14 protein-coding genes are annotated in these 24,986 nt (G+C 44.8%); 10 read left to right on the forward strand and 4 right to left on the reverse strand.

The window, feature by feature from the left end; all coding sequences use genetic code 11:
* Positions 1 to 66: 66 nt before the first annotated feature.
* Both FW774_RS13080 and FW774_RS13085 read right to left on the reverse strand, forming a co-directional pair.
* Complete coding sequence (locus FW774_RS13080) at positions 67 to 579, reverse strand: DUF6252 family protein (protein ID WP_149348643.1); 513 nt, start codon at positions 577 to 579, stop codon at positions 67 to 69.
* Between the two features lie 329 nt (positions 580 to 908).
* Positions 909 to 1,472, reverse strand: coding sequence for a T9SS type A sorting domain-containing protein (locus FW774_RS13085; protein ID WP_149348644.1), 564 nt, complete (start codon positions 1,470 to 1,472; stop codon positions 909 to 911).
* Between the two features lie 195 nt (positions 1,473 to 1,667).
* On the opposite strand from FW774_RS13085, the gene FW774_RS13090 reads away from it, so the two are divergent.
* Together FW774_RS13090 and guaB are read left to right on the forward strand one after the other, a co-directional pair.
* Entirely contained in the window at positions 1,668 to 3,614 is a 1,947-nt protein-coding gene (locus tag FW774_RS13090) for a KUP/HAK/KT family potassium transporter (RefSeq protein WP_149348645.1), read from the forward strand.
* 729 nt (positions 3,615 to 4,343) lie between these two features.
* Positions 4,344 to 5,819 (forward strand): IMP dehydrogenase, encoded by a 1,476-nt coding sequence (guaB, locus tag FW774_RS13095; RefSeq protein WP_149348646.1) that lies wholly within the window; start codon positions 4,344 to 4,346, stop codon positions 5,817 to 5,819.
* 296 nt (positions 5,820 to 6,115) lie between these two features.
* Here the strand turns inward: guaB and FW774_RS13100 are convergent, their stop codons facing one another.
* Both FW774_RS13100 and FW774_RS13105 read right to left on the reverse strand, forming a co-directional pair.
* Complete coding sequence (locus tag FW774_RS13100; RefSeq protein WP_149348647.1) at positions 6,116 to 6,820, reverse strand: SDR family NAD(P)-dependent oxidoreductase; 705 nt, start codon at positions 6,818 to 6,820, stop codon at positions 6,116 to 6,118.
* Between the two features lie 71 nt (positions 6,821 to 6,891).
* Positions 6,892 to 7,398 (reverse strand): DUF962 domain-containing protein, encoded by a 507-nt coding sequence (locus FW774_RS13105; protein ID WP_149348648.1) that lies wholly within the window; start codon positions 7,396 to 7,398, stop codon positions 6,892 to 6,894.
* A 159-nt stretch (positions 7,399 to 7,557) separates the two neighbouring features.
* Here FW774_RS13105 and FW774_RS13110 point away from each other — a divergent pair, with 159 nt between their 5' ends.
* From FW774_RS13110 to FW774_RS13145, 8 genes are all read left to right on the forward strand, one after another.
* Positions 7,558 to 8,970 (forward strand): sialate O-acetylesterase, encoded by a 1,413-nt coding sequence (locus tag FW774_RS13110; RefSeq protein WP_149348649.1) that lies wholly within the window; start codon positions 7,558 to 7,560, stop codon positions 8,968 to 8,970.
* Positions 8,971 to 9,085: 115 nt separating this feature from the next.
* On the forward strand, positions 9,086 to 11,167 hold the full coding sequence (locus FW774_RS13115; protein ID WP_149348650.1) for a VWA domain-containing protein: 2,082 nt from the start codon (positions 9,086 to 9,088) through the stop codon (positions 11,165 to 11,167).
* Positions 11,168 to 11,681: 514 nt separating this feature from the next.
* Complete coding sequence (locus FW774_RS13120; protein ID WP_149348651.1) at positions 11,682 to 14,789, forward strand: SusC/RagA family TonB-linked outer membrane protein; 3,108 nt, start codon at positions 11,682 to 11,684, stop codon at positions 14,787 to 14,789.
* Between the two features lie 17 nt (positions 14,790 to 14,806).
* Positions 14,807 to 16,579 carry a RagB/SusD family nutrient uptake outer membrane protein gene (locus FW774_RS13125; RefSeq protein ID WP_149348652.1) on the forward strand — a complete coding sequence of 591 codons (1,773 nt, stop codon included), beginning with the start codon at positions 14,807 to 14,809 and terminating at the stop codon, positions 16,577 to 16,579.
* 154 nt (positions 16,580 to 16,733) lie between these two features.
* On the forward strand, positions 16,734 to 19,595 hold the full coding sequence (locus FW774_RS13130) for a SusC/RagA family TonB-linked outer membrane protein (RefSeq protein ID WP_149348653.1): 2,862 nt from the start codon (positions 16,734 to 16,736) through the stop codon (positions 19,593 to 19,595).
* A gap of 114 nt (positions 19,596 to 19,709) precedes the next feature.
* Positions 19,710 to 21,431: a RagB/SusD family nutrient uptake outer membrane protein gene (locus FW774_RS13135; protein ID WP_149348654.1), complete on the forward strand. Its 1,722-nt coding sequence runs from the start codon at positions 19,710 to 19,712 to the stop codon at positions 21,429 to 21,431.
* A gap of 31 nt (positions 21,432 to 21,462) precedes the next feature.
* Entirely contained in the window at positions 21,463 to 23,052 is a 1,590-nt protein-coding gene (locus tag FW774_RS13140) for a hypothetical protein (protein ID WP_149348655.1), read from the forward strand.
* Positions 23,053 to 23,255: 203 nt separating this feature from the next.
* Positions 23,256 to 24,902 (forward strand): glycoside hydrolase, encoded by a 1,647-nt coding sequence (locus FW774_RS13145; protein ID WP_149348656.1) that lies wholly within the window; start codon positions 23,256 to 23,258, stop codon positions 24,900 to 24,902.
* Positions 24,903 to 24,986 lie beyond the last annotated feature (84 nt).

The raw sequence follows: 24,986 nt of genomic DNA on the forward strand, positions 1-24,986 counted from the left end.
CGTTAATTATTAATAGAAGCATTGCAAGGTGTGAGCTACAGGCTCACACCAGCGTAGGGATGTTTTTTAGTAACTTTTAACTTTTAAATTAAAAGAACCGTCTGTGATCTCTTTGAAATCGTTACTATCATTTTGATTTCTTGCTTTAAATTTAAAAGTGCCTTTTACATTTCCGGTTTTAGAGAATTCAGAGATTTTTACTTCTCCTATAGCCCCACTGCCTGAATAGGGTGCTGCCCAGGTTTTTGAGCCGCTAACACTTGCTTCCACATAAGATGCGGTAACCGCAATAGCTACTCCGCCACTGGTTATTTCATAAGTGCCGGGTTTTTCATCATAACCAGTAATAATAAGGTTAATGGTTTTACCTCCCATATCTACCCCCATCATCGTTAAAGCTTTACCTGTCGACACAAAATTTGCACTGGCCGTCATTGAAACCCAACTTGAGCCTGCTATTTTAGCTTTAATAGTGCCTTCCGCGGCATTTCCGCCATCGCCGCCGTCTTTGTCTTTTTTGCATGCAGCAATAGAGAATAAAATTAATCCGGCTGCCATGAGTGTTTTGAGCGTTTTCATAATTAATACTGTTAAATTGTTTTGGTTATTGTTTACCACAAAAGAATCCGGTTTCGGTGCAGCATTCAATCCGTAATTCCACGGATTTTTGCTTTTTGTTGTAACGATATTCTTATGTTCCCGGGAGGCTAAAATCCAGCCTTTAAACGGTTCTACAGATACCGGGATCCTGGTATTTTGATAAAATGGTTGGATGGCATTGCCGATTTAAACCCGATTGTAATGGATACCGGCCTGTGTGGAAGGCTTGCAGGCGTATGAATGGAAAGCGGGACTACCGGTTCCGAAGTGCTTCCGGCAGTGCTTTTCAAAAAATATCAAGAGGTATTTTATTGAACGGAAATCCGTTTCACGATGGACTCGTTGCCAACCATAAGGCGAATAAAATAGACGCCGCTGTTGAGCTTGTTGGCAACATAGAAGGTGTTACTTTGCTCGCCGGCCGATACCCGTTGTGATAACAGGGTGGTAATTTCATTGCCAAGCACATCCATTACCTTGATGGTAACATTGGCATTCCTGTTAACGTGATAGGAGAGGTTTAACAAATCTGACACGGGATTAGGATAAACCTTAACGTTGCTGACTGTTTTATCGTCGGGTTGTAACAGGTTTTGTGGTGTGCTGTTGATAATAAGCGAAGAGCTTTTAAGCGTATTGGGATTGAACGGAATAAAACCGAATATAGAAGAAGTGATGCGGGTTAACAGAGGTCTGTTAGGCCGGGTATCTGATATTTTGCTGGTTGATTTGGCAGACGACTGTTGTTTAATCTGCGATGAATCGCTCAATGTTGGAGCTACCGCTGCATACAAACTTATATTGCATAAAACTGTTATAGCAGCTAATGCAACAGATACAGGGCCAAACAACTTAGAGTAAAGTTTTTTCATCCAGTTTAAAATTCAATACAAAAGTAATAATATTATATAGATAGTATCAAAATTTACGCTTACTCTGATTAATAATTTAACAAAATTTAACATACATGGTTCGCAAAATTTATACCTTAAAAAAGGCTGAAAATCAAATTGATTTATTGGTTATAAGGTGTACTTTTGTGCCCGTATTTAACGAACTGCTTAAAGGTGACTAATCATAAGGATTTACACAAGCTCTCATCTGCCGGTCTGCTTATTAGTTTAGGTATTATTTATGGTGATATCGGTACATCGCCTTTATATGTTTTTAAAGCGATAATTGGTACCCAGGCTATAGCGGCAGATACCATATTGGGCGGCTTATCGTGTATTTTCTGGACGTTGACGTTGCAAACCACTGTTAAATATGTGATCATCACGCTCAGGGCGGATAATAAGGGTGAGGGTGGTATTTTTTCGCTGTTTTCGTTAGTGCGCAGAAAGGCAAAGTGGCTGATCTACCCGGCCATGATAGGTGGTTGTACGCTGCTGGCCGATGGTATGATTACGCCTCCGATAACGGTTTCGGCCGCTATTGAAGGTTTAAATGCCAAATATGCGGGTTTGCCTACGGTGCCTATTGTGGTAGCCATTATCACGGCGCTGTTTATCATACAGCAATTTGGTACGTCGTTGGTTGGACGGGCATTTGGCCCCCTGATGTTCATCTGGTTTACCATGATGGCGATATTGGGCGGGGTTTACGTATTCCAGTTTCCATCTATTCTTAAAGCTATTAACCCGTATTATGCCGTTCATTTGCTGTCGGCCAAGCCAGGTTCGCTATTGATTTTAGGGGCTGTATTCCTGTGTACTACGGGAGCTGAGGCTTTGTATTCTGATTTGGGACATTGTGGCCGGTCTAATATTCGCATTAGCTGGATTTATGTAAAAACCTGCCTGCTGCTCAACTACATGGGACAGGGCGTATGGCTATGGCAGCATCAGGGAAATACGCTTACCGCCGGCGTGGATAACCCATTTTATGCGCTTATGCCCGACTGGTTCCTGATGTTTGGTATCGCTATTGCTACTATTGCGGCTATTATTGCCAGCCAGGCAATGGTAACCGGGTCGTTTACGTTGATTTCGGAAGCTGTCCGGCTTAATTTATGGCCGAAAGTTAAAATTAACTATCCGTCAGACCAGAAAGGTCAATTATATGTGCCTTCCATTAACTGGATATTATGGTTGGGCTGTATCGTGGTGATCCTTATTTTTAGGAAGTCGGGTAATATGGAAGGCGCTTATGGATTAGCCATTAACATGACTTTCCTGATGACTACGATTTTAGTCTCTGTATATCTTAAGCGTAAAAAGTTCCCGAACTATCTTATCGCCCTGTTTTTAATTGTCTACCTGAGCATTGAGTCTACGTTTTTTGTAGCCAATATGTCTAAACTGCTGCATGGCGGCTGGTTTACCATCCTGTTAAGCGGAGTTTTGTTTTCGGTGATGTGGACATGGGCATCGGCACGCCGGATAAAGAACCGGTATGTAAAGTTTGTTGAGATAGAAGATTATTATCCTATCATCAGCGAGCTGAGCGAAGATACTTCGGTGCCTAAATATGCTTCGCAACTGGTATATCTTACCAGCGCCAATTTCAAGTCGGAAATAGAATCAAAAATCATGTATTCTATTTTGCAGAAAAAGCCCAAGCGTGCCGATGTGTATTGGCTGGTGCATGTGGATGTAATGGATGAGCCATATACCCGTGAATATATTGTTGACGAGCTTATTCCCAATAAGCTTATCCGGATAGATTTTAAGCTCGGGTTCAGGGTTGAGCAGCGTATCAACCTGCTATTCAGGCTGGTGGTTGAAGAGCTGGTGAAAAACGGCGAGGTAGATATTACCAGTCGTTATGCTTCGCTGAACAAGTATAAAATAGTAGGCGATTTCCGGTTTGTTGTACTGGAGAAAATCCTGTCGCGGTCAAACAAATTAAATTTGATAGAGCGCTTTATTATGGATTACTATTTTATTTTGCGTCATTTCAGCTTGTCGGAAGAGCGGGGTTTTGGCTTAGACCTGAGCTTTGTTACAGTAGAGCAGGTTCCGTTGATTGTAACCACTACAGAGAACGTAAAACTGAATCGGATACGGATTTAGAGAGCCCACCCCGACTCTCTCTAGGGGAGCTATCGTGCGTACACATCCTATCACTCTTAGCTATGAATCCGTTGTTATGTATGCGGTATGCCTACTAAGCAAATCGTCAGGTTACTTTGATAAAAGTAAGAGATTTTCCGAAGTACGCCGTCAATCCCCAAGAGCCGGACAAATCAAAAAAACAGTTGCAGAATAGTATCTTTAGCACAGCCAAGCCTTAAACGTAGTGGTTTTGTGAACAAGTTTGCATAAAGCGTTCGATCTGTACTAACGAACAAAACGAAGCGCCGCTGTTTTTTTGATGAGCGTAGGCTATGTGGATAAAGGCTCCTAGTGGGATTGACAAGCATTTTTGCCTACTTTTTGATGCCTCAAAAGTAGGATGCCCCGCGGTATAGAGCGAAATAATATTTGTGTCCACACGATAGCTAAGGGAGGGAGCAGGGCAGTGTTCTTCTGTCTTGTCTCTTGCTTCTATTCTCTTGTTTAGCCTCACCCCCAACCCTTATCCGAAGGAAAGGGGAGGCCGGCAGTGCTTCTACCTTGTTTCTTACTTCTATGCTCTTGTTTCTCACTATTGCTTTCTGACTTTCCCGACTTCCGGACTGTTCGCCATAGGCTATGAACCATGAACTATCAGCCACATGTATCTTCCTAATTTCAATTTCCAGTTTTCATAAATTATTTCTATCTTTGCCCGGCAAATAATAGTTCTAAAACGTATTTGCCATGCAACTTGACCCCGAAAAATTTGTCGCCGAGGGACTTACTTACGACGATGTTTTACTGATACCTGCCTACTCTGAAGTTTTACCAAGCGATGTTGATACCAGCACGTATTTAACCTCAAAAATTAAGCTGAATGTTCCTATTGTATCCGCGGCAATGGATACGGTTACTGAGGCAGATCTGGCTATCGCAATAGCTCAGGCCGGCGGAATCGGTATGCTGCATAAGAATATGACCATCCAGCGTCAGGCCGAAGAAGTGCGTAAGGTAAAGCGTTCTGAAAGTGGTATGATACAAGACCCGGTAACCGTGGCAGAAAATGCGCTTGTTGGCGATGCTGTAAAGCTGATGGAGGGTTACAGTATTGGTGGGATACCGGTGGTTTCGGCAGGAAATAAGCTGGTGGGCATTATCACCAACCGTGATTTGCGTTTTCAGAAGGATATGAATAAGCCGGTAAAGGAGGTGATGACCAAAGATAACCTGGTTACCGCACCCGAAGGAACGGACTTGTTGCAAGCCGAAGAGATATTACAGAACTATAAAATAGAGAAGCTCCCCGTGGTAAATGCCGATGGCGTTTTAATCGGCTTAATTACGTTTAAGGATATCCAGAAATTTAAGAATTATCCCAAAGCTTGCAAAGATGAGCATGGCCGGTTACGGGTAGGCGCTGCCGTTGGTGTTGCCGCGGATAACCTGAACCGTGTTGCCGCGTTGGTGCAGGCCGGTGTAGATGTGGTAACCGTAGATACAGCTCACGGTCATTCTAAAGGTGTGATTGAAATGGTAAAAAGCATTAAAAAGCTTTATCCCGATTTGCAGGTTATTGCCGGAAACATTGCTACCGCCGAGGCTGCTATCGCATTAGCCGATGCCGGTGCTGATGCTGTTAAAGTGGGTATCGGTCCCGGTTCTATTTGCACTACTCGTATTGTGGCAGGTGTTGGTGTACCGCAGTTATATGCCGTATTTGAATGTGCAAAAGCCTTGTGTGGACGTAATATCCCGGTTATTGCCGATGGTGGCATTAAACAAACAGGTGATATTGTGAAGGCCATTGCTGCCGGGGCAAGCTCTATTATGGCGGGCTCGCTTTTCGCAGGCGTGGAAGAATCTCCGGGTGAAACCATTATTTACGAAGGCCGTAAGTTTAAGGCATACCGTGGAATGGGTTCTGTGGAGGCTATGGCTAAGGGTTCTAAAGACCGCTATTTCCAGGATGAGACTGATGTAGTTACCAAACTTGTTCCCGAGGGTATTGTAGGACGCGTTCCTTATAAAGGTACACTGGCCGAGGTAATTTATCAATACATTGGTGGATTACGTGCCGGTATGCACTATTGTGGTTCTGCTACAATAGCCCAATTGCAGGAAGCCCGTTTTGTACGTATTACAGCGGCTGGTATGCGTGAAAGCCATCCGCACGATATAACCATAACGAAGGAAGCGCCGAATTACCAGTATAGCCGGTAAGATAATGAGAGGATGACCTTGTGGAAAGAGTGATGCATAAGGTTTCAAGGAACTTTCCATATTCAAAGTAGAAAACTCTCAGAGCCTGTTAAAATTTCAAAAATTTCACAGGCTTTAATGAATGGACGGTGAAGACACCGTCCATGGCTTCCTGCCCCGGATGACGGGAGCTTTTTGGTCAGCCCCGGCTTCCCGACAAGCATCCGGTTTGTTATATCTCTGTTGTCAATTCGCTGAAAATCAGCGATATGGCAAGAAAAGCTGTGCAAAGGCGCCGGGTTGTCCTGCCATCATCCTTATGGCGTACTCACCGCTACCGGCAGGATCTTCCCGTTGTAAAACTTATGCCCGGTCAGGGCGAAATCGGCAATATATTTGCCCATCTCAAAAGCCAGTACCGGCGATTGAAATCCGGGGAAGGCAAGCTCCAGCATCTCTGTTTGTGCTGAGCCTAAAGCCAGGCAGTTCACCTTGATCTTCCGGTCGGCAAGCTCATAGGCCAGGCACTCGGTTAAGGTATGCAAAGCGGCCTTACTGGCCGAATAAGCCGATAAGCCCGGGAATTTTACGCTGCCCTGGAAACCACCCATACTGCCTATATTTACAATATGTCCGCCTTCGTTGATCAGGGGCAGCAGGTTCTGGATCATTTTTACATGCCCTAAAAAATTGCTTTGCAGCATTTCGGCAAAGTCGATCTGTGTGGTTTCGGTAAACGGCTTATTAGCAAGCAAACCGGCATTATTGATCAAAATATCTACCGGGCCCAGGTACTGCTTCACAAAAGGGATAAGTCCTTCGGCATAATCGTCGTGAACAATATCAAACTTAGCAGGAAACAGGCTGCAATCCGGGTTCAGACCTTTGGCAATTTCATACAGGCGTTGCAGCTTGTTTTCAGACCTTGCCAGGGCAACTACGTGATTATCATTATCCATAATCAGGTCAAGCACCGCCTCAAAACCTACACCACTACTTGCCCCGCTAATTACAATATTCATGTTGTACGATAATTAATTATTTAATTCTTACTGTTTTAACAGCTGCACTGTCAGCCGGTTTTAAAATAGCATTAATACCTGATGCCAAGCCGTTTAAAAATAAAATGCAGCAGCCAAAGCGGCCCGATCAGCAGAAACCGGAGGTCATCAAAAAACGATGGCTTTTTCCCTTCAATTTTGTGTCCGGCAAACTGCCCGATCCACGATAGTGCAAAAATAATCAGGCAGCTTATCCACATCGGCGGCCAGCCCTGGTTTTCGTGCAGCTTTTCCAACCCTACAATACCGGCAGAAGCCACCATCAGGAAGATCAGCATAATATACGATAGTACCGGCGATAAACGGTAGTAATAGTACACAACCGCCGCCAGCAGGAACGATGCCCAGTTAATAAAACCGTTATAACGTCCTAAAAAATCCAGGTGAGGAAAAGGGATGGCCCACACCAATCCAAACAGGCTGAAAACAATCATCGGAACACAGATCCAGTGGATCAGCTTATTAACAGGATGTTGGTGGGCCGCCGCATATTGTTCAAAATAAGTATCTATCGGCCGTTTTTGTTCGGTTTTTGCCATGCCCTAAAAGTACATAAAAGGGCCAATGCCTGTCAATAATTATTTACCGGGGCCAAATGCCGGAAAATGTGACGAATTAAGAAGGTATAATTGAAACAATTAACCGGTAAAAGCCGGCTGGTATCCGGTAATTTTGAACCGTACCTAATTATAACGAATATGACCAGATACCCACTACCGCTTTACATCATTTTATTACTGTTGTTTCCTGTTCTTTTACGTGCCCGTGTTAAGCTGCCGGCATTTATTGGCGATAATATGGTTTTACAGCAGCAATCGCAGGCAAAGCTATGGGGATGGAGCAAAGCCAACAGCACTGTAAATATTGAAACTTCGTGGGATCATAAACGATACAAGGCAACGTCTGACACAAAAGGTAGCTGGACTGTCAAGGTATCTACACCCATTGCGGGAGGCCCTTACAACATCACGTTTAATGATGGTGAAACCTTAACGCTCAGCAATGTGATGATAGGCGAGGTCTGGTTCTGTTCCGGCCAGTCGAATATGGGAATGCCCCTGGCCGGAAATTCTTCGCCCATTTTAAATGGCAATGAAATTATCCTGAATGCCGATAATAACAACCTCCGCCTGTTTAGCGCCGGATTGGCCGCAACACTATCGCCTCAAACAGATTGCAAAGGCCAGTGGAACGTATCCACATCAGAAACTGCAAGAAATTTCAGCGCCATAGCTTATCAATATGGCGATATGCTGCAAAAAAAACTGCATGTGCCTGTTGGCCTGATCGTATCCAGCAGCGGCGGCACCATGATCGAATCGTGGATGAGCAAAACCAGCCTGGCCGGCTTTCCGCAGGTAACTATCCCAACCAATATTGATACCGTTAAACGGCCAAATAAGCTCCCGACCACCCTGTTTAACGGCATGATAGTGCCCTTTATCGGCTTCAACATCAAAGGGTTTATCTGGTACCAGGGCGAAAGTAACCGCCACGAGCCGCAACTTTACGGAAAGCTTTTCCCGGCTATGGTTGCCGACTGGCGCAAGCGGTGGCAAATGGGCGACCTGCCATTTTATTATGTGCAAATTGCGCCTTTTGGCTCTAAAGATAAAACCCGGAGCGGCCCGCTTTTACGCGAAGCCCAGTTAAAGGCCATGAGCCTCATTCCCAACTCGGGCATGGCGTCGGCTTTGGATGTAGGCATGGAAAAGGACATCCATTATATGGATAAAACCACTCCTGCGCACCGGCTGGGATACTGGGCGCTGGGCAACACGTACGGCATAAAAGGCATTGGCTATCGGGCGCCTATGCTTAAAAACATGACCGTAAAAGGCAACGAAGTTCTGTTGAGCTTTGACAATGCCCCCTATCTCACTTCGTTCAGAAAACCGTTAACCCTGTTTGAAGTGGCTGGCAGCGATAAGAAATTTTACCCGGCGCAGGCTACCATAAAAGGCAACCAGGTAACCGTAAAAAGCGACCAGGTTAGCGCACCGGTGGCGGTACGTTATGCGTTCAAAGAATTTGTTGTGGCCGAGCTGTACAATAACGACGGCATACCGGCATCTTCATTCAGAACAGACAACTGGGACGAGGTACGGTAAAAAGCCTTGTTTGCACATTTTTAAAATAACTGTGTAAAACCATCAGCAGGTTCACATATTTTATTGTTCGGCATCCGTATTTTTCAATAAAAGTGGCATATTTACGTTTTGTAGTATGCCGTTTTTATTGAATATCCTTTTTAGCTCGTTCCACTTTTTCTGGCTGTTGTTAAGTCTGCTGCTTGGAGCGCTTTATGCCTGGCTGCTTTACAAACCGCTCGGTAAGCTGCGTTTAACGTACAGCCTTTTTGCCCTGCGATGCATTACTGTTGCGGCATTATTCTTTTTATTGTCTGCCCCGCTGATTAACCGCATTAGCCGCAGCGTAGAAAAGCCCCTTATTATTCTTGCGCAGGATAATTCTTCGTCCATAAAAATAAGTCCGGCCAAGGGCTTTGATTTCGGCGTCTATAAAAATGCACTTAATAAGCTGCAGCAGGCGCTGGCTGAGGATTACGAGGTAAAAACCGTTTCATTCGGTTCGAAGGTAAATCCGGGTCTTCGTTTCGCTTATAATGAGCCGTCAACCGATATAGCTGCCGTTTTCAAAACAGTAACCGGCCAGTTCTCGGGCCGCAATATCGGGGCGGTTATCCTGGCTTCGGATGGTATTTACAATACCGGCGACAACCCGGTTTATCTTGCCCGGCAAAACAAATTCCCGGTTTATACCATCGCCCTGGGCGATACCATACCCAAACGGGATGTGGTGATCAGCACTATTAATTATAACCGCATTGTTTACCTGGACAATAAGTTTGAGGTTGAGGTATTTATTGACGCGTACCAGTGTGCCGGTCAATCCACAAACCTTACCATAGCCGATAGCTCGGGCGTAATATTCAGCAAACCGGTTGCTATTTCGTCAGGGAGCTACCACACCATTATCCGCACGGCTTTGCCGGCAAAGAAAAAAGGGATTCAGAAATTCACATTCAGGCTATCGCCGGTTAGCGGAGAGCTTTCTGCCGAAAATAACACACAACATATTTTTGTGGATGTGCTGGACGACAGGCAGAATATCCTGATCATTGCCAATGCTCCGCATCCGGATATCTCGGCCCTGAAGCAATCCATTGAATCTAACAAAGGTTACGAGGTGAAAACCACGCTGGCGGCCGATGTCAAGCCACAAGATATTGCCAAGGCCGGGTTGATTATCCTGCATCAGCTGCCATCGCAAACGCAAGCAGCTCAGGATATTTTTAAGGCCGTTCAACATAAGCCCTGCTGGTTTATTTTAGGTGCGCAAAGCGATGTAAACCGGTTCTCGCAAATGCAGCATGCATTGAGTATTTCGGGGAATAATACCGTTCAGGAAACTACGGCCAGGCCCAATACAGGATTTTTCACCTTTGCGGTATCTGACAGCACACTCGGCAAAATTCAAAATTTTGCACCGCTTACTGCCCCTTTCGGGAATTACACGCCGAAGGCACAAAGTACGGTTTTGCTGAACCAGCAGGTTGGGAAAATTGTGACAGCGAATCCATTATTATTATTTTCGGATGAAAATCAACGTAAAATCGCGGTTTTAACGGGCGAGGGCATTTGGCGCTGGCGTCTAAACGATTTCGCCGAGCATAACAATCACGATGCTGTGAATGAGCTGGTTTCTAAAATCATCCAGTATTTATCTGCCCGCGATGACCAACGGAAATTCAGGGTTTATCCCACACAAAACGCTTTCCCCGAAAACTTGCCCGTACAGTTTAACGCCGAATTGTATACCGATGCTTACCAGCTAATTAACACCCCGGAGGTTAGCCTGACGGTAAAAAACAAGCAAAATAAAACCTATAATTACCTGTTTACACGCAACCAGAATGCTTATGTGCTTAACGCGGGCACCTTACCTGCGGGCGAATACACGTTCAGTGCTGCTACACAACTGGCCAATCATAAGCTTACCGCAAGCGGTCGCTTTATTGTGGAGCAGCAACTGGCAGAATTGCAGCAAACAACCGCCAATCACCAGTTATTATTTCAGTTAGCACAAGCTACGGGTGGCAGTATGCTTTATCCTGGTAAGATAGCCCAATTGCCTGAACTGCTGAAAAAGAACGAGCTGATCAAATCGGTAAGTTACGAGGACAAACGCTATGAGGATATGATCAACCTGAAAGCGGTCGCTATCCTGCTGCTCCTGTTATTATCTGCCGAATGGTTTTTACGCAAGCGTAACGGGGAGGTCTGATGTAAAGGCAAGAGGGTTTTAAGTTGTAAGTTTTACGTTGTACGTGGCTGATGGCTTATGGTTCATAGCGGATAGTCCGGAAGTTAGAAAGACCGAAAGTCCGGAAGCTTACTCCCTCCCTTGCGCCATCGCTAAAGCTAAGGCGGCACGCGGTTGGGAGGGTCGGGGTGGGCCACGTTCCTGGTTTCTTACCTGCTGCCTGCAACTTGCAAGCTATGGCCTATCAATTGAAAGTTTATGTAAGAAAGTCTATTTGCTTGTTAAAAAGATGGACTTTGTTTGATGATATCCCGGGCAATTTTTCTAAATATTTAACTCTATAGGTATTTTGGTGAGGTTTTTCGCAGTTTTATTTAATTGAAATGAAATCGGGGATATCTTTAATGGATAAGAAGAATGTCCATTATTTTCCTAAAAACCTCTATTTATAAGCCTCGGTTTAACTCTAATCTTTGTCTAAGAAAATTGTTATCCGAGTAAACCAATTATTCCAAACTTCTAAATTTTAAGCAATATGAAAAAAAACATACTCATTCTTACATGGGTATTCTCCTTGTTGCTGTGCGGGCGAAGTTTCTCTCAAACAGTAACGGTTAAAGGAAAGGTAATGGAGGGCAATGAGCCTGTACCAGGAGCCAGCGTACGTGTAAAAAATACCAACATCGGTACCAGCACGGATGCTGACGGAGAGTTCTCAGTAAATGCACCGGCAAACGGTGTTCTGGTCATTACCTCGCTGGGGTACATTACCCGGGAAATACCCGTAAACAACAAAACGTTTATCACCGTAAACCTGCAAACTAACCAGAAAGAATTAGATGAGGTTGTTGTAGTGGGTTATGGTGAGCAAAAGAAGCTAACCCTTACCGGGGCGATTTCAACTGTTTCGGGGGCCGATCTGGTAAAAGCGCCTGTAGCCGGTATCAGTAACGCTTTAATCGGTATGGCGGCAGGTATATCGGCAGTTCAAAAATCCGGAGAATTTGGAAGTGACAAGGCTACCATTTACATCCGGGGAAGGGCTACTCTGAATAGTGGGGGAAGGGAGCCCCTGATTATGATTGATGGGGTAGCACGGGATACCTATAATAACCTTGATCCTAATGAGATAGAATCCATCAGTATTTTAAAAGATGCCTCAGCTACAGCTGTGTACGGTGTTCAAGGTGCTAACGGCGTAATCCTGATTACTACGAAACAAGGTAAGCCGGGAAAACCACAAGTAAATGTTACCACGAATGCCGCGGCCATTCAGCCTACCATTTTACCGAAATATCTTGGTTCATACGATTACGCTGTGCTAAGGAATGAGGCCGAGGTAAACGGGGGGAAAACACCTACGTTTACCCAGGAGGATCTGGATCTTTATAAGTCCGGTGCCGACCCGATCTTTCATCCCAGTAATGATCTGATCAATGACCTGATCAAACCCTTTTCATTTCAGCAGCAGTATAATACCAACATTTCGGGTGGTACCGATAAAATGCGATACTATACCTCATTAGGCTACTTTAATCAAAGCGGGGGATATAAGAAACCGGAGCAAAGCCTGGGATTTCCGTTTAAGCAAAACTATGATAAGTATAATGTCAGGATGAATTTTGATTTCAATGTTAATAAAGACCTGACTGTATCGCTTAAATTAGGTAACCAGATCACCAATAACTATATTCCGAACGGAGGCGCCTGGGGAGCTTTTGATAAAGCAGCTAACCGGCCGCCTATGACGAGCCCGTTATTTGTTGACGGTAAATATATTGAGAAAGTTATTGGTTTACCCGGTGCTAATAGTAATTTACCCAATTTTAATCCCTGGGGTGATGCCGGGCCAACGAGCACTGTGGGAGCATTTATTACAGAGGATTATTCCAGCACCCTGAATACCAATCTATCAGTAAACTATAAGCTGGATAAAGTTACACCCGGCTTATCGGTAAGGGCTATGGGTGCTTATGACAGTTATTACTTAAAACACAAGGTTAGAACCAGTAATTTTCCGAAGTGGACGGTTGTAAAGGACGCTAATGCCCCCGAAGGTTACCGTTTATACCAAAGCTCAGATGATGGCCCTTTTACCAGTTTATCTGAAGGTATTGGCGATGCCAATAAAGTGCGTAAGGTGTATACAGAAGCAGCCATTGACTATAAGCGCTCTTTCAATTCAACGCACAATGTCAGCGGTTTGATATTGGGTAACTTTTCCAGGGAGGTTGCTCCTGCTATGCTATATAAATTACCTCATGTTTATTTAGGCATAGTTTCCAGGGTTACCTACGATTATAAGAATCGTTATATGACCGAAGTGAATATGGGGTACAACGGTTCCGAGCAATTTCCCGAAGGCAAGCGCTTTGGCTTTTTTCCTTCCTTCTCGCTGGGATGGATACCTACAAACGAGCCCTTTTTTCCAAAGAACGACTATGTTTCGTTTATCAAGTTCAGGGGCTCGTATGGTGTAGTAGGGAATGACCAGATTGGAGGACAACGATATTTATACCTTGATCCACCATATACGCTCTCCAATGGAGGAAATCAGGCGGTTACATTTGGTAACCCGGGTGTGGATTTTGCCCGGTATAATATGTATAAAGAAGGCGCTATTGGAAATCATGATGTTACCTGGGAGCGGTCCAAGAAACTGGATATTGGCGCAGAAATAAAGTTCTTTAACGATAGGTTATCCTTTACCGGCGATTATTTCAGAGAAAAGCGGGATAACATTTTATGGAATTTGAGCACAGTACCTGAACTTGTAGCGGCAGCATTACCACCGGCCAATATCGGTAAAGTAAATAACCACGGTTTCGAATTAGAGCTGGGATGGGACGGCAAAGTTAACCAGGTGCAATACTGGGTAAAAGGAAGCTATTCGTTTGCCCGCAATAAGATCATTTTCCAGGATGAGGCCAGTCGTAAGTATGAATATTTGTTAAGAACCGGCCGGTCGCTGGGGCAATACTTCGGTTTAACGTACGAAGGCTTTTACAATACCATAGATGAGATCAATGCCGGTCCGCAGTCAAAATGGGCTACGGGAGGTTTGCAGCCTGGTGATATGAAATATAAGGATTTAGATAATAGTGGTATTATCGATGACGATGATATGGGGCCTGTTGGATATTCAGACTGGCCGGAGATTGCCTATACCATGCAGGGCGGTTTTTCATGGAAAGGATTTGATCTGTCTGTGTTATTCCAGGGAACAGCCCACGTATCGGTAAGCTTTAGCTCGGCTGCCGCATATCCCTTTGTATCATCGTGGGGATCTGCCCAGGAATGGCATTTAGAGCGCTGGTCGCAGGAGCGGTATGACAATGGTGAGAAAATTGACTTCCCGAGGGTAGAGCTTTCTCCGGATCAGGGACATAATTATAAGCCTTCCAGCTTCTGGATACAGGATGCATCGTACATACGCTTAAAAAACCTGGAGCTGGGTTACCGGTTCACCGCAAAATCATTGAAAAGGATCGGGTTAAATTCCATGCGGGTGTATGTGAGCGGTAATAACCTCATTACCTGGGATCACCTGAAATACAGTAAAGATCCGGATGCCCGTGAAGCATGGGGACGTGTATACCCTACCATGCGGGTGTTTAACGGAGGGGTTAATTTTCAATTTTAATTATAATAGTTTTTGATATGAAACGAAACGTATTCAATAAAATACTTGTAGTAAGTATGAGTATATTGATGCTGACCTCCTGTACCAAATACCTGGAAAAACCGGAGAGCAGCGACATCAAAATAGATGATATTTTTTCTTCGGCCGAGCGGACAGAGCAGTTTTTATGGACTGTTTATCAAACATGCTCTATCTTTGAATTTCCGTATTACTGGGCATCCGGCGAAAATGGCTATTACCATTACGGCGCAACGTACACTATTGTAGCTGCGGCTGATGATGAAGCCGACGCTTATTCGAATATTACAGGAGCTGAAGCTTTCAATAAAGGGAACTGGAGCTCAAGCGATATTTACTGGTATGAATTCAGAAGCGAATTTTGTTACAAGGGGATCCGTAATGCCAACCTGTTCATAGAAAATATCGACAAAGCCCCTTTCTCGGATAAAGAAAAAGCGTCGATGAAAGCAGAAGCCATTTTTCTACGGGCTTTAATGCACTTTGATCTGATGCAACGTTTAGGCGGGGTTGCCATTGTTGACAAATCGTTGAAAGTAACCAGTGCCGAAGATGTCCCCGAGGTACGTATTCCACGAAGCACCTATGAGGAGACTGTAAACTTTATCGTGAAAAGCTGCGATGACGCCGCAAAAGATCTGCCCAATAGCTACCCAAGCAAGTACCGTGGCCGGATTGTTAAAGGAGCGGCATTGGCATTAAAAGCCAGGACACTATTATATGCAGCCAGCCCCTTGTTTAATTCGGCGCAGTCGTATGTGCCGGTAGCCGATCCTGAATTGCGGAAAATGATAGGTTATACCAATTACGACCCTCACCGTTGGCAGCTGGCAGCAGATGCCAGCAAAGCGGTTTTAGACTGGGCCGCAAATGAAAGTGGGTGGTGTAAATTGTACCGTGAAAAAAGTAACCTGGTTGACCGTTACGAGGAGATATTTATTAATCCAAGTGTAAACGAGACCATACTGGATGCCGGATTTATGGGTACAAGTACGAACAACTATTTTGTACGTTTCATGACTCCGGGAACAGTAGTTTACACCGGTACAGACCCAATTAATATCGGTGTTACGCTTAATTTTACTAAGTTCTATCAGAAAGCAGACGGTACCGACCAAACCTGGGATGAGCAACCCGGAGTTAATTATCCTTATTCAGAGTACCGCAGGAAATTGAAAGAGTTAGAGCCTCGTTTCCAGGCATCAGTATTCTATTCCGGCGAGGAATGGGCACGGGGAACCGGTACCGTTTATCACTTTTATGAGCAGCATGGCAAATTGCTGGATGCCTATAATGGCGTTGGTTTCCTGCGCAAATTTGTGAAAGGCGTTAGAAACGGTTCTAATCCTCCTCCAAAATGGATCACCTTCCGTTTAGCTGAATTTTACCTCAATTATGCCGAAGCGTTGAATGAGGTTAATGGCGATCCCAACCAGATCACCTGGGCAATTAACGAGATCAGGGACCGGGCCGGTATGCCTGGATACTCCTATACCAACCAGGAAGATATGCGTAATAAAATTCACCGGGAGCGGGGTGTAGAGCTTGCGTTTGAAGAGCACCGGTATTTTGATGTACGCCGCTGGAAAATTGCCGGAAATGAAGGAGTAATGAAAGGCGGAATGTATGGTCTCCGTTTAGTAGGAGGAAGCAGCCCAACCTATCATTTAGAGAAGTTTGAAGACCGGGTGTGGGATGATAAGATGTATCTGTATCCGTTCAGGATCAGTGAAATTAACCTCGGATACATTGTTCAGAATCCCGGATGGTAAGGCTATGTTACGGAATATAACAAGTGTGTTTATTAGAAACAAACCTAATTATGAACCGAACATGATGGCAGGCAATTACACAGGAAGCTTAAGAAGAATGATATATCATTCTATGTGCTCCGCCATCCCATTTAAAAACAAAAAATATTGTCAGATGAAACATCAATTCAATAAAAATATATCCGCACAACCTGGTGTTACGGGCCTGAGCTTTTCAGGGCTTAGGTTGAAAAAGGTTGTGCCGCTATTGCTATGCTGCTCCGCATTTTTGCTTAAGCTGAACGCACAGCCTGTTCAGTACGAAGCCAATGTTGATTCGATAGCCCGGGTAGCTTATGGTACACAAGCCAAAGACCAGGTTACTTCAGCAATATCGAGTGTGAGCGGAGCCGAGCTGCGTAAAATTCAAACCGCAACCTTAACCAATGCCTTGATCGGTAAGCTGCCGGGAGTAACCATTATGGGTACAGGCGGGGCGCCCGGTTTTGATGAGCCCAGCATTACAGTACGTGGACAGCATACCTCGTTAAGTAATGGCGTTTTACTTCTTGTAGATGGCATCCAGGTTAATAACATCAGCTTTTTATCGCCCGATGAGATTGAAAGCGTAACCGTGTTGAAGGATGCTGCGGCATTAGCCTTATATGGGGCCAAAGGTGGAAACGGCGTATTGCTGGTAACTACCCGGCGGGGGAATCTCAGCAATAAAACAAATATTTCACTAAACGCCAGGTACGGCTCCCAGTCGGCAATACAGTTGCCCAAGCTGGCCAACTCGTATGACTTTGCCAGGCTTTATAATGAAGCGAGGCAGAATGATGGATTGCCGCCTACCTATACAGCCACCCAGTTAGAAGGTTACCGGTTGGGAACAGATCCTTACCTGTATCCCAATGTAAACTGGTTTGACGAGATCCTTCGAAAAAATTCGCCGATACAGGATTACTCCGTAACCTTTGACGGAGGCAACCAGACCGCCAAATACTTCGTAATGGCAGGTTTTATGAATAACCAGGGTTTATATGCAGGTACAGACCAGACACATAATTCTAACCTGAACTACAACTGCTTAAATTTCAGGGCCAACCTTGATCTGAACCTGTCCAAAGGCTTTTCTGCCCAGGTGGGTTTGGGAGGAAATATCCAGGACCGGAGATTTCCGCCTGTAGCTACGGCAACCTTCTGGCAGAACATGATCACTTATGCACCTAATTTGTATTCTGTAAGAACCCCGGATGGCCGGGTTACAGGTTCGGCAAATTATCCGAGCAACCCTTTGGGCGATCTGTTAGAAAGAGGTTATCAGTCCCGGCATGACCGTAACATCCAGATGAATGTGCGGGCTACCCAGAAGCTTGATTTTATAACAGATGGATTAAAAATATTCGGAGCGGTATTGTTTGATAACCTGTTACAAAACCGGTATGATAAAACCCGTAACTACGCCTACTACGAGCCATTGCTGACCACCGGATCAAACGGACAGGATTCTATTTATTATCAGCAACAGGGACTGGATTCAGATTTGTCGGTAGTTACCGGTAATGACTACGAAAACAACCGTATCATTTTTCAGGGTGGTTTTGATTTCGACCGCAAGTTTAACCAGCACGAAGTGGGAGGAATGATCTTCTTCCAGCAGGATAAATATACGGTGTTAGGCAACCAGTCGGCTTTTGCCATGCAAAACCTGGCAGGCCGCATAACCTATAACTACAAAGAGAAATATTTTGCCGAAGGTGCTTTTTCGTACAGCGGCCTGGAGAATTATCCTCCGGGACACCGGTTCGGTTTCTTCCCGGCAATTTCAGCTGCCTGGTTAATGCATAAAGAAGATTTCTTAAAATCAAGCAAATGGATCAATTACCTGAAGCTGCGTGCATCTGCCGGTATGGTTGGTAATGACCGTGGCGCTTCACGCTTTAACTACAACCAGTATTGGGGCACGGCCAGCAGCCAGGGCTATTATTTCGGAACCGGACAGAACTTTTCCAGCGCACTGGTACAGTTGGGAATGGCAAATCCGGATATCACCTGGGAAACAGGGCGCATTCTTAACTTTGGTGTAGATGCTGCCTTGTTTAACAACAAGCTGAGCATAAATGCCGATGTATTCCATGAAAACCGTTCGGATATTCTGGTAAATATGTCAGGTGTTACATCCGCATTAGCAGGTTATACGGCGGGTGTAACAGCCAATAAGGGCCGCGTAATTGATTACGGAACAGAAATAGCCGCAACCTATAATGGCGATGCCGGTAAGGTTAAATATTATGTAGGCGGACAGTTTACGTATGCGTTCAACAAGATCAAGGAGAGCTATGAAACCCCTAAAAAAGAAACCTATAGTTACCGCCAGGGTCACCCGGTTGGACAATATTTTGGACTGGAAGCTATAGGCTATTTCAGAGATGAAAGTGATATTATATCCAGCCCGGTGCAAACCTTTTCTACGGTACGCCCCGGCGATTTAAAATACAAAGATCAGAATGGCGATGGCATAATCGATGTGAACGATCAGATCGCTATTGGTAAGGCAAACTATCCGCAGATCAATTATGGAGTGAATACCGGTGTTGCCTTTAACGGGTTTAATCTCGACCTGTTCTTCCAGGGTGTAGCTAACCGGAGCGTGTATCTGAGTGGCTACCTGTTTCAGCCATTTACCAATAATGCCAATGTGTTAGATTGGGCAGTAAACGGTCGCTGGACTCCCGAAACCCGTGCCACCGCTACATATCCCAGGTTAACAACACAGTCTAATGCCAATAATTACCAGGCATCGACATTCTGGGTACGTAACGCCAATTTTTTAAGGCTTAGAAATATTGAATTAGGCTATACCTTATCTAAAAAAGCGGTAGCTAAAATGGGGCTTGAAAGCATTAAGTTTTATGTAAGCGGTATGAACTTACTTACATGGGATGACTTAGCTGTTGATGTTGACCCCGAAACGTTGAGTATGGGATATCCTACGCTGAAATCCTACTCGGCCGGAATTAGTGTTAAATTTTAAAAGGCTTTACGATGAACCGAACATGATGGCGAGCAATCACGCAATGGTATGAAAAGAATAAGATGCCATCATGTGAGCTCCATCTGTCCATTTAAAAACAAAAAATATTTTCAGATGAAAATCAATTACATGAAATTAATGAAGCTAACAGTTGCTTTTATAGCAATTTTAGTTACCTGCGCAAGTTGCAGTAAGTTTTTAGATCGAGAACTGGAAACTAATTACAAGCAGGAGGATGTTTTCGTAAATTACGACAGGATGCAGCAGGCCGGCTTCGGGGTGTATGCCTACCTGTTTAACCGCTTTGGATATCAGCGCATAGACAATGCCATGCTGGCCTCTGCCTGCGATGAAGCCGATCATGCCGATCCCGGCTCCAGCATTCAGAAGTATAATACAGGCACATGGACGGCTGCTTCCAACCCGGAAGATTGCTGGGCCTACTTTTATCAGGGTATACGCAGCGCTAACCTGTTTCTTGAAAATTCTAAGAACTATAAACAAATTATTTACCGCGATACCATCGACCCTGCAAACAAAAGCACCTATGAAACCAATGTAAAAGATATCGCGTGGTTGCGGGCCGAAGCTCGTTTTTTAAGAGCCTTGTATTACTTTGAGTTGATCAAGCGCTACGGAGGTGTGCCCATTGTTGACAAATCAACCTACACCGATGAGGAATTAAAGCAGTTTAAACGGAAAACCTTTGATGAATGCGCTAAGTTTATTTCAAACGAATGCGATACCGTGTATCCCCAGCTTAAAGATACCTGGGTTGGCTATGCCTCAGAAAGATGGCGTGGAAGGGTTACGCAGGGAGCGGCTCTGGCCTTAAAAGCCAGGGTGTTGCTATATGCCGCCAGCCCGTTAAATAACCCGTCGAACGATGTTACAAAATGGGAAGCCGCAGCCAAAGCCGCACACGATGTGATTGCCACAGGCAGGTATGCGCTGCACAGCAGCTATAGCGGCTTATTCAGGTTGGGTAACGGCGCCGATGGTAACTCTGAAGTGATCTTTGCCATACAGGGCTGGTCCAGGAATGATTTTGAAAAAACAAATTACCCGATCGGTTATCCTCAGGGCGGCCAGGGGAGTACAAGCCCATCGCAGAATTTGGTAGACGCTTATGAGATGAAAGCTACCGGAATGCAAATTGGTGAGCCTGGTTCGGGGTACAACCCGGCAAATCCTTACAGCGGGAGAGACCCGCGTTTAGGCATGTCAATTCTAACCAATAACACTACGTTTAAAGGCCGCCCGGTAGAATGCTGGGTGGGCGGCTTAGACGGACTTGGCAAGCTCTACGCTACAACAACCGGCTACTACATCCGTAAATTTGTTGACGAAAGTCTTGATCTGACAAAGAACTCAACCAGTGTGCATACCTGGATATTATTCCGGTACGCCGAAATATTGCTTGATTATGCCGAGGCAATGAACGAAGCCTATGGGCCCGAAGCTACCCACGGCTACACCATGACTGCCAAGGCTGCTGTAGACAGGGTGCGCCAAAGGGCAGATGTGCTTATGCCAATTCTGTCTCCGGGGCTTTCAAAAGAAGAAATGCGGGAGCATATTCGTAATGAACGCCGTGTAGAGCTGGCTTTTGAAGAGCATCGTTTCTTCGATGTGCGCCGCTGGAAAATTGCCGAACAAACCGAAAATAAACCCATAATGGCTATGAAGATTACCAAAGAGCCTAATGGTAGCTTTACTTACCTGGTACAAAAAGCCGAAGACCGGGTTTTTAATCCCAAAATGTACGTATATCCCATTCCGGAGACCGAAGTACTGAAAAGTGAAGGTAATTTAACACAAAACGAAGGCTGGTAATAAAATCAGGAAAAATTAAATCATAAAGGTCATGAAAAAATTATTCTTAGAATTAGCAGGTATTGCCATTGCATTATGCTGCATCGTTTCATGCAGTGAGCCGTTATTGTTCTCAGATACCGGTTCACCGGATCTTCCACAATTACAAGATGCTTCTGCACAATTATTGTGGATCGGGCCCGAATACAAAGTAGCCGTGCAGGCCCAGCTTAAAGATGAAGATGGCATCAGCAAAGTGCAGCTAAAAAACGGCGAGTGGCAGCTGGATACAACCTTCGCGGTAAATAACCAGACCACGTATGTGGTGAAAGATACCTTTCTGGTTACCAAAGATGTGAATCCAACAAAGCATACCATTGAATTCACCATTACCAACAACAAAGGCGGTGTGGTAAAAGGCAATGTAGAGGTAGAAGATTTATCGGCAGAAAATCAGGTTCCGGGTTATAACCCTGATCTGCTTCCGCCAAGTATAACGATGATAAAACCAACGGTTACTAAATTTTTAGGCTTTACCAGCGCACCGGTTAATGTAGATGTTGAAGCAAATATTACCGATGCAGAAATTGCTTCGATAGAAGTCAAAGTCTGGGGTGAAACAGCCGATGGTCAGTCGGTAGACCTCTCCGAAATGATAACTCCGCAAAATACTACGGAAAAAACCGCTTATCATGTGGTAAAAACATTTGCACTGCCTGCAGGGAAAGTCGGACAGTATCAATATATTGTGCGCTCGGTAGATGCCAGCGGCAATAAAAAAACGGTAGGTGGTAACATTACAGTAGGTTATGTAGACAGATTATATCTTTCTGATGCCGAAACAGATGCCGAAGTAACCAACCAGGGATACGATAATGGTGGAAATGCCCGTGGGATAGGAACATTACTTTCGATGAAAAAGCAGGGTGCTAACAGCTTTGTTGTTGATTATTATTACAGGAACGAGGCAAGTGATAATATCCGTTTTGTTGCTTTTATCGGCAATGATAAGCCGTTTACTACCAATCAGGCTGCTCCCACATATACGTTAAACGGACCGAATATACTGGGTCAAAGCGCAACAACCCAAGGGACGGTCACTACTGACCTGAGCAGCGCTAACTTTAAATTACCGGTAAGTCAGAAAGGTTACTACCATGTATTGGTAGATATGACTGCACGTACCATTACAGCAACGCCATTTACCCCTTCCAGACCTTTTATGGATCCTGTTAAATATCCCGGATGGTCTGAAAGTACGCCCTGGCCCTACCTGGCAGTGATCAGTAATATCGTTGTCGGTAGTAATGGTGGGTGGTCAGAGACTGCTACTTCGCCAAAGCTGATGAAAGAAGCCGGACACAGTTATTTGTATACAGGTACATTTAAAACAACCGGCTCAGCAGTTAATATCAGCTTTACTGCCCCCAAAGATGTAATAGGCAGCGGAGGCTGGTTCAGGTTAACAGCCGCACGGGCAAATATGAAAGATGATTACGGCGATTTTATAGATATCGTAGGTGCTGTTGGCCCAAGCGGCACATCGCCTAACTACGGATTCTCGCATAATATGGCCGGTACGTTCAAAGCCACATACGATCTGGCATTGCAAAGACTGCGGTTAATAAGAACTGGAAATTAGTCGGGATAATTAACTTTTGAATATCATAAAAAGGGGTTCTAGAGTCAACAAAACCATCAAATCACAGTCACGCTGACCCCGAATTCTCGGGGGAAGCGTCTGTAGCCATAATGAACTAATCCTTCGACAAGCTCAGGATGACCATAGTTGACTTTAGAGCCCCTTCTTTTATAACTACTATCTCAACGAATGAGTGTAAAGAAATGAAGAACAATTTTAAGCCGAAACGTCTGATAAAAAGATTTAAACAAAGAAAAGTACATAATCTGTTCCGTAATGCCTGTTCTGTTTTTGTGCTGGTGCAGATCCTGCTGCCGCAAACAGCCTGTGGTAAACCCAAAGTAAGCACAGTAGACAATCCGGAGGTCAAAGAAAAAATTACCATAACCATTCATCCGGATGATGAAAAACAGACCATCCACAGTTTTGGGGCTTCCGATTGCTGGGCAGCCAAATTTGTGGGAAAGTGGGCGGATATTCAGAAGAAGAATCATATTGCCGATTTACTGTTTAGCCTGGATACATTGTCTGATGGAAGCCCGAAAGGAATCGGATTATCCTTATGGCGGTTTAATATTGGCAGTGGGAGCTACGAACAAGGCGCAGCCAGTAACATTACCGATGAGTGGCGTCGTGAAGAATGTTTTCTGAACGAAGACGGTTCTTACAACTGGCAGAAACAGCAGGGACAGCAATGGTTTTTACAGGCCGCCAAACAGCGTGGCGTAAAATATACACTGGGTTTTTCGTTAACGCCGCCGGTATTTATGGCCCAGAACGGTAAAGCGTACAATTCATCGGGTACAACCAAGCTGAATATACAGAATGGGAAATTAGAGGCTTACGCCGATTTTATGGTGCAGGTAATCAAACACTTCGGGTTTGACTTCCTGAGCCCAATCAACGAGCCGCAGTGGACATGGGGAAGAGTTGATGGCGCAAGCCAGGAAGGCACACAAGCCGAGAATACCGAAATTACTTCACTGGTAAAACTGCTTTCACCCAAACTTGCCGGAACAAACGCCAAAGTAGTGATAGGAGAAGCCGGGCAGTGGGATTTCCTTTATGGAAGAAACACGGATGGTCGCGGCGACCAGATCAACCAGTTTTTTTCTCCCTATTCGTCCAACTATATTGGTAATTTGCCCAATGTCGCGTCAATTATTTCGTCGCACAGTTATTTTACGACCTGTCCGGATAACAACATGATCAATGTGCGTAACCTGGTAGCCGCACAAGTAGAGCGGGTTAAACCGGGGCTTGAAACCTGGCAAACCGAATTCGGCATCCTGGGAAATATCTGCGATCAATACAGCGGTTCTCCACGGAATACAGGAATAAATTACGGTATATACGTAGCCAAAGTACTGCACCATGATTTAACCATTGCCAATGTAACTTCCTGGCAGTGGTGGCTGGCCATGAGCCCGTATAATTACAGCGATGCGCTGGTTTATATCAATGCGCCATCGGGACAGATCGATATTCCCGGTTCAAAAAATGACGGCATGGTTTCAGATTCCAAGCAACTGTGGGCGTTTGGAAACTTTGCACGCTTTGTAAGGCCGGGCATGAAACGTGTCGCCGTTTCGGTAAGCGGTATCAGCACGCCCGAAGAAGCTGCCGGCAGGCTAATGGTTTCTGCCTATAAAGACCCGGCTGCGAAACAAGTCGTATTTGTTATTATCAATCCGCAAAGCATACAGAAAACCGTGCAGCTTGCCGGTATTTCCGGTAATTTAAAAGCATATATTACAGATAATACCCGGAATCTTAAAAAATCAGTAGTAAAGGCTGAGAATATCACGCTAAGTCCACGATCAGTGGTAACCCTGATTGGAAGTTATTGAGTTAATTTATAGTTGTTTAGGTTTTGGGCTGATTAGTTTTTTCGTTCATTATAAATTGCAATTTCTCATATCTCACTTCTCATA

Source organism: Pedobacter sp. BS3, from assembly GCF_008274585.1.
Taxonomy (GTDB): domain Bacteria; phylum Bacteroidota; class Bacteroidia; order Sphingobacteriales; family Sphingobacteriaceae; genus Hufsiella_A.

What these genes read in the sequence shown, in the direction of transcription:
- FW774_RS13080 (WP_149348643.1), bottom strand. Translation starts at nt 579, where the DNA reads ATGAAAACGCTCAAAACACTCATGGCAGCCGGATTAATTTTATTCTCT.
- FW774_RS13085 (WP_149348644.1), bottom strand. Translation starts at nt 1,472, where the DNA reads ATGAAAAAACTTTACTCTAAGTTGTTTGGCCCTGTATCTGTTGCATTA.
- guaB (WP_149348646.1), top strand. Translation starts at nt 4,344, where the DNA reads ATGCAACTTGACCCCGAAAAATTTGTCGCCGAGGGACTTACTTACGAC.
- FW774_RS13100 (WP_149348647.1), bottom strand. Translation starts at nt 6,820, where the DNA reads ATGAATATTGTAATTAGCGGGGCAAGTAGTGGTGTAGGTTTTGAGGCG.
- FW774_RS13105 (WP_149348648.1), bottom strand. Translation starts at nt 7,398, where the DNA reads ATGGCAAAAACCGAACAAAAACGGCCGATAGATACTTATTTTGAACAA.
- FW774_RS13110 (WP_149348649.1), top strand. Translation starts at nt 7,558, where the DNA reads ATGACCAGATACCCACTACCGCTTTACATCATTTTATTACTGTTGTTT.
- FW774_RS13115 (WP_149348650.1), top strand. Translation starts at nt 9,086, where the DNA reads ATGCCGTTTTTATTGAATATCCTTTTTAGCTCGTTCCACTTTTTCTGG.
- FW774_RS13120 (WP_149348651.1), top strand. Translation starts at nt 11,682, where the DNA reads ATGAAAAAAAACATACTCATTCTTACATGGGTATTCTCCTTGTTGCTG.
- FW774_RS13125 (WP_149348652.1), top strand. Translation starts at nt 14,807, where the DNA reads ATGAAACGAAACGTATTCAATAAAATACTTGTAGTAAGTATGAGTATA.
- FW774_RS13130 (WP_149348653.1), top strand. Translation starts at nt 16,734, where the DNA reads ATGAAACATCAATTCAATAAAAATATATCCGCACAACCTGGTGTTACG.
- FW774_RS13135 (WP_149348654.1), top strand. Translation starts at nt 19,710, where the DNA reads ATGAAAATCAATTACATGAAATTAATGAAGCTAACAGTTGCTTTTATA.
- FW774_RS13140 (WP_149348655.1), top strand. Translation starts at nt 21,463, where the DNA reads ATGAAAAAATTATTCTTAGAATTAGCAGGTATTGCCATTGCATTATGC.
- FW774_RS13145 (WP_149348656.1), top strand. Translation starts at nt 23,256, where the DNA reads ATGAAGAACAATTTTAAGCCGAAACGTCTGATAAAAAGATTTAAACAA.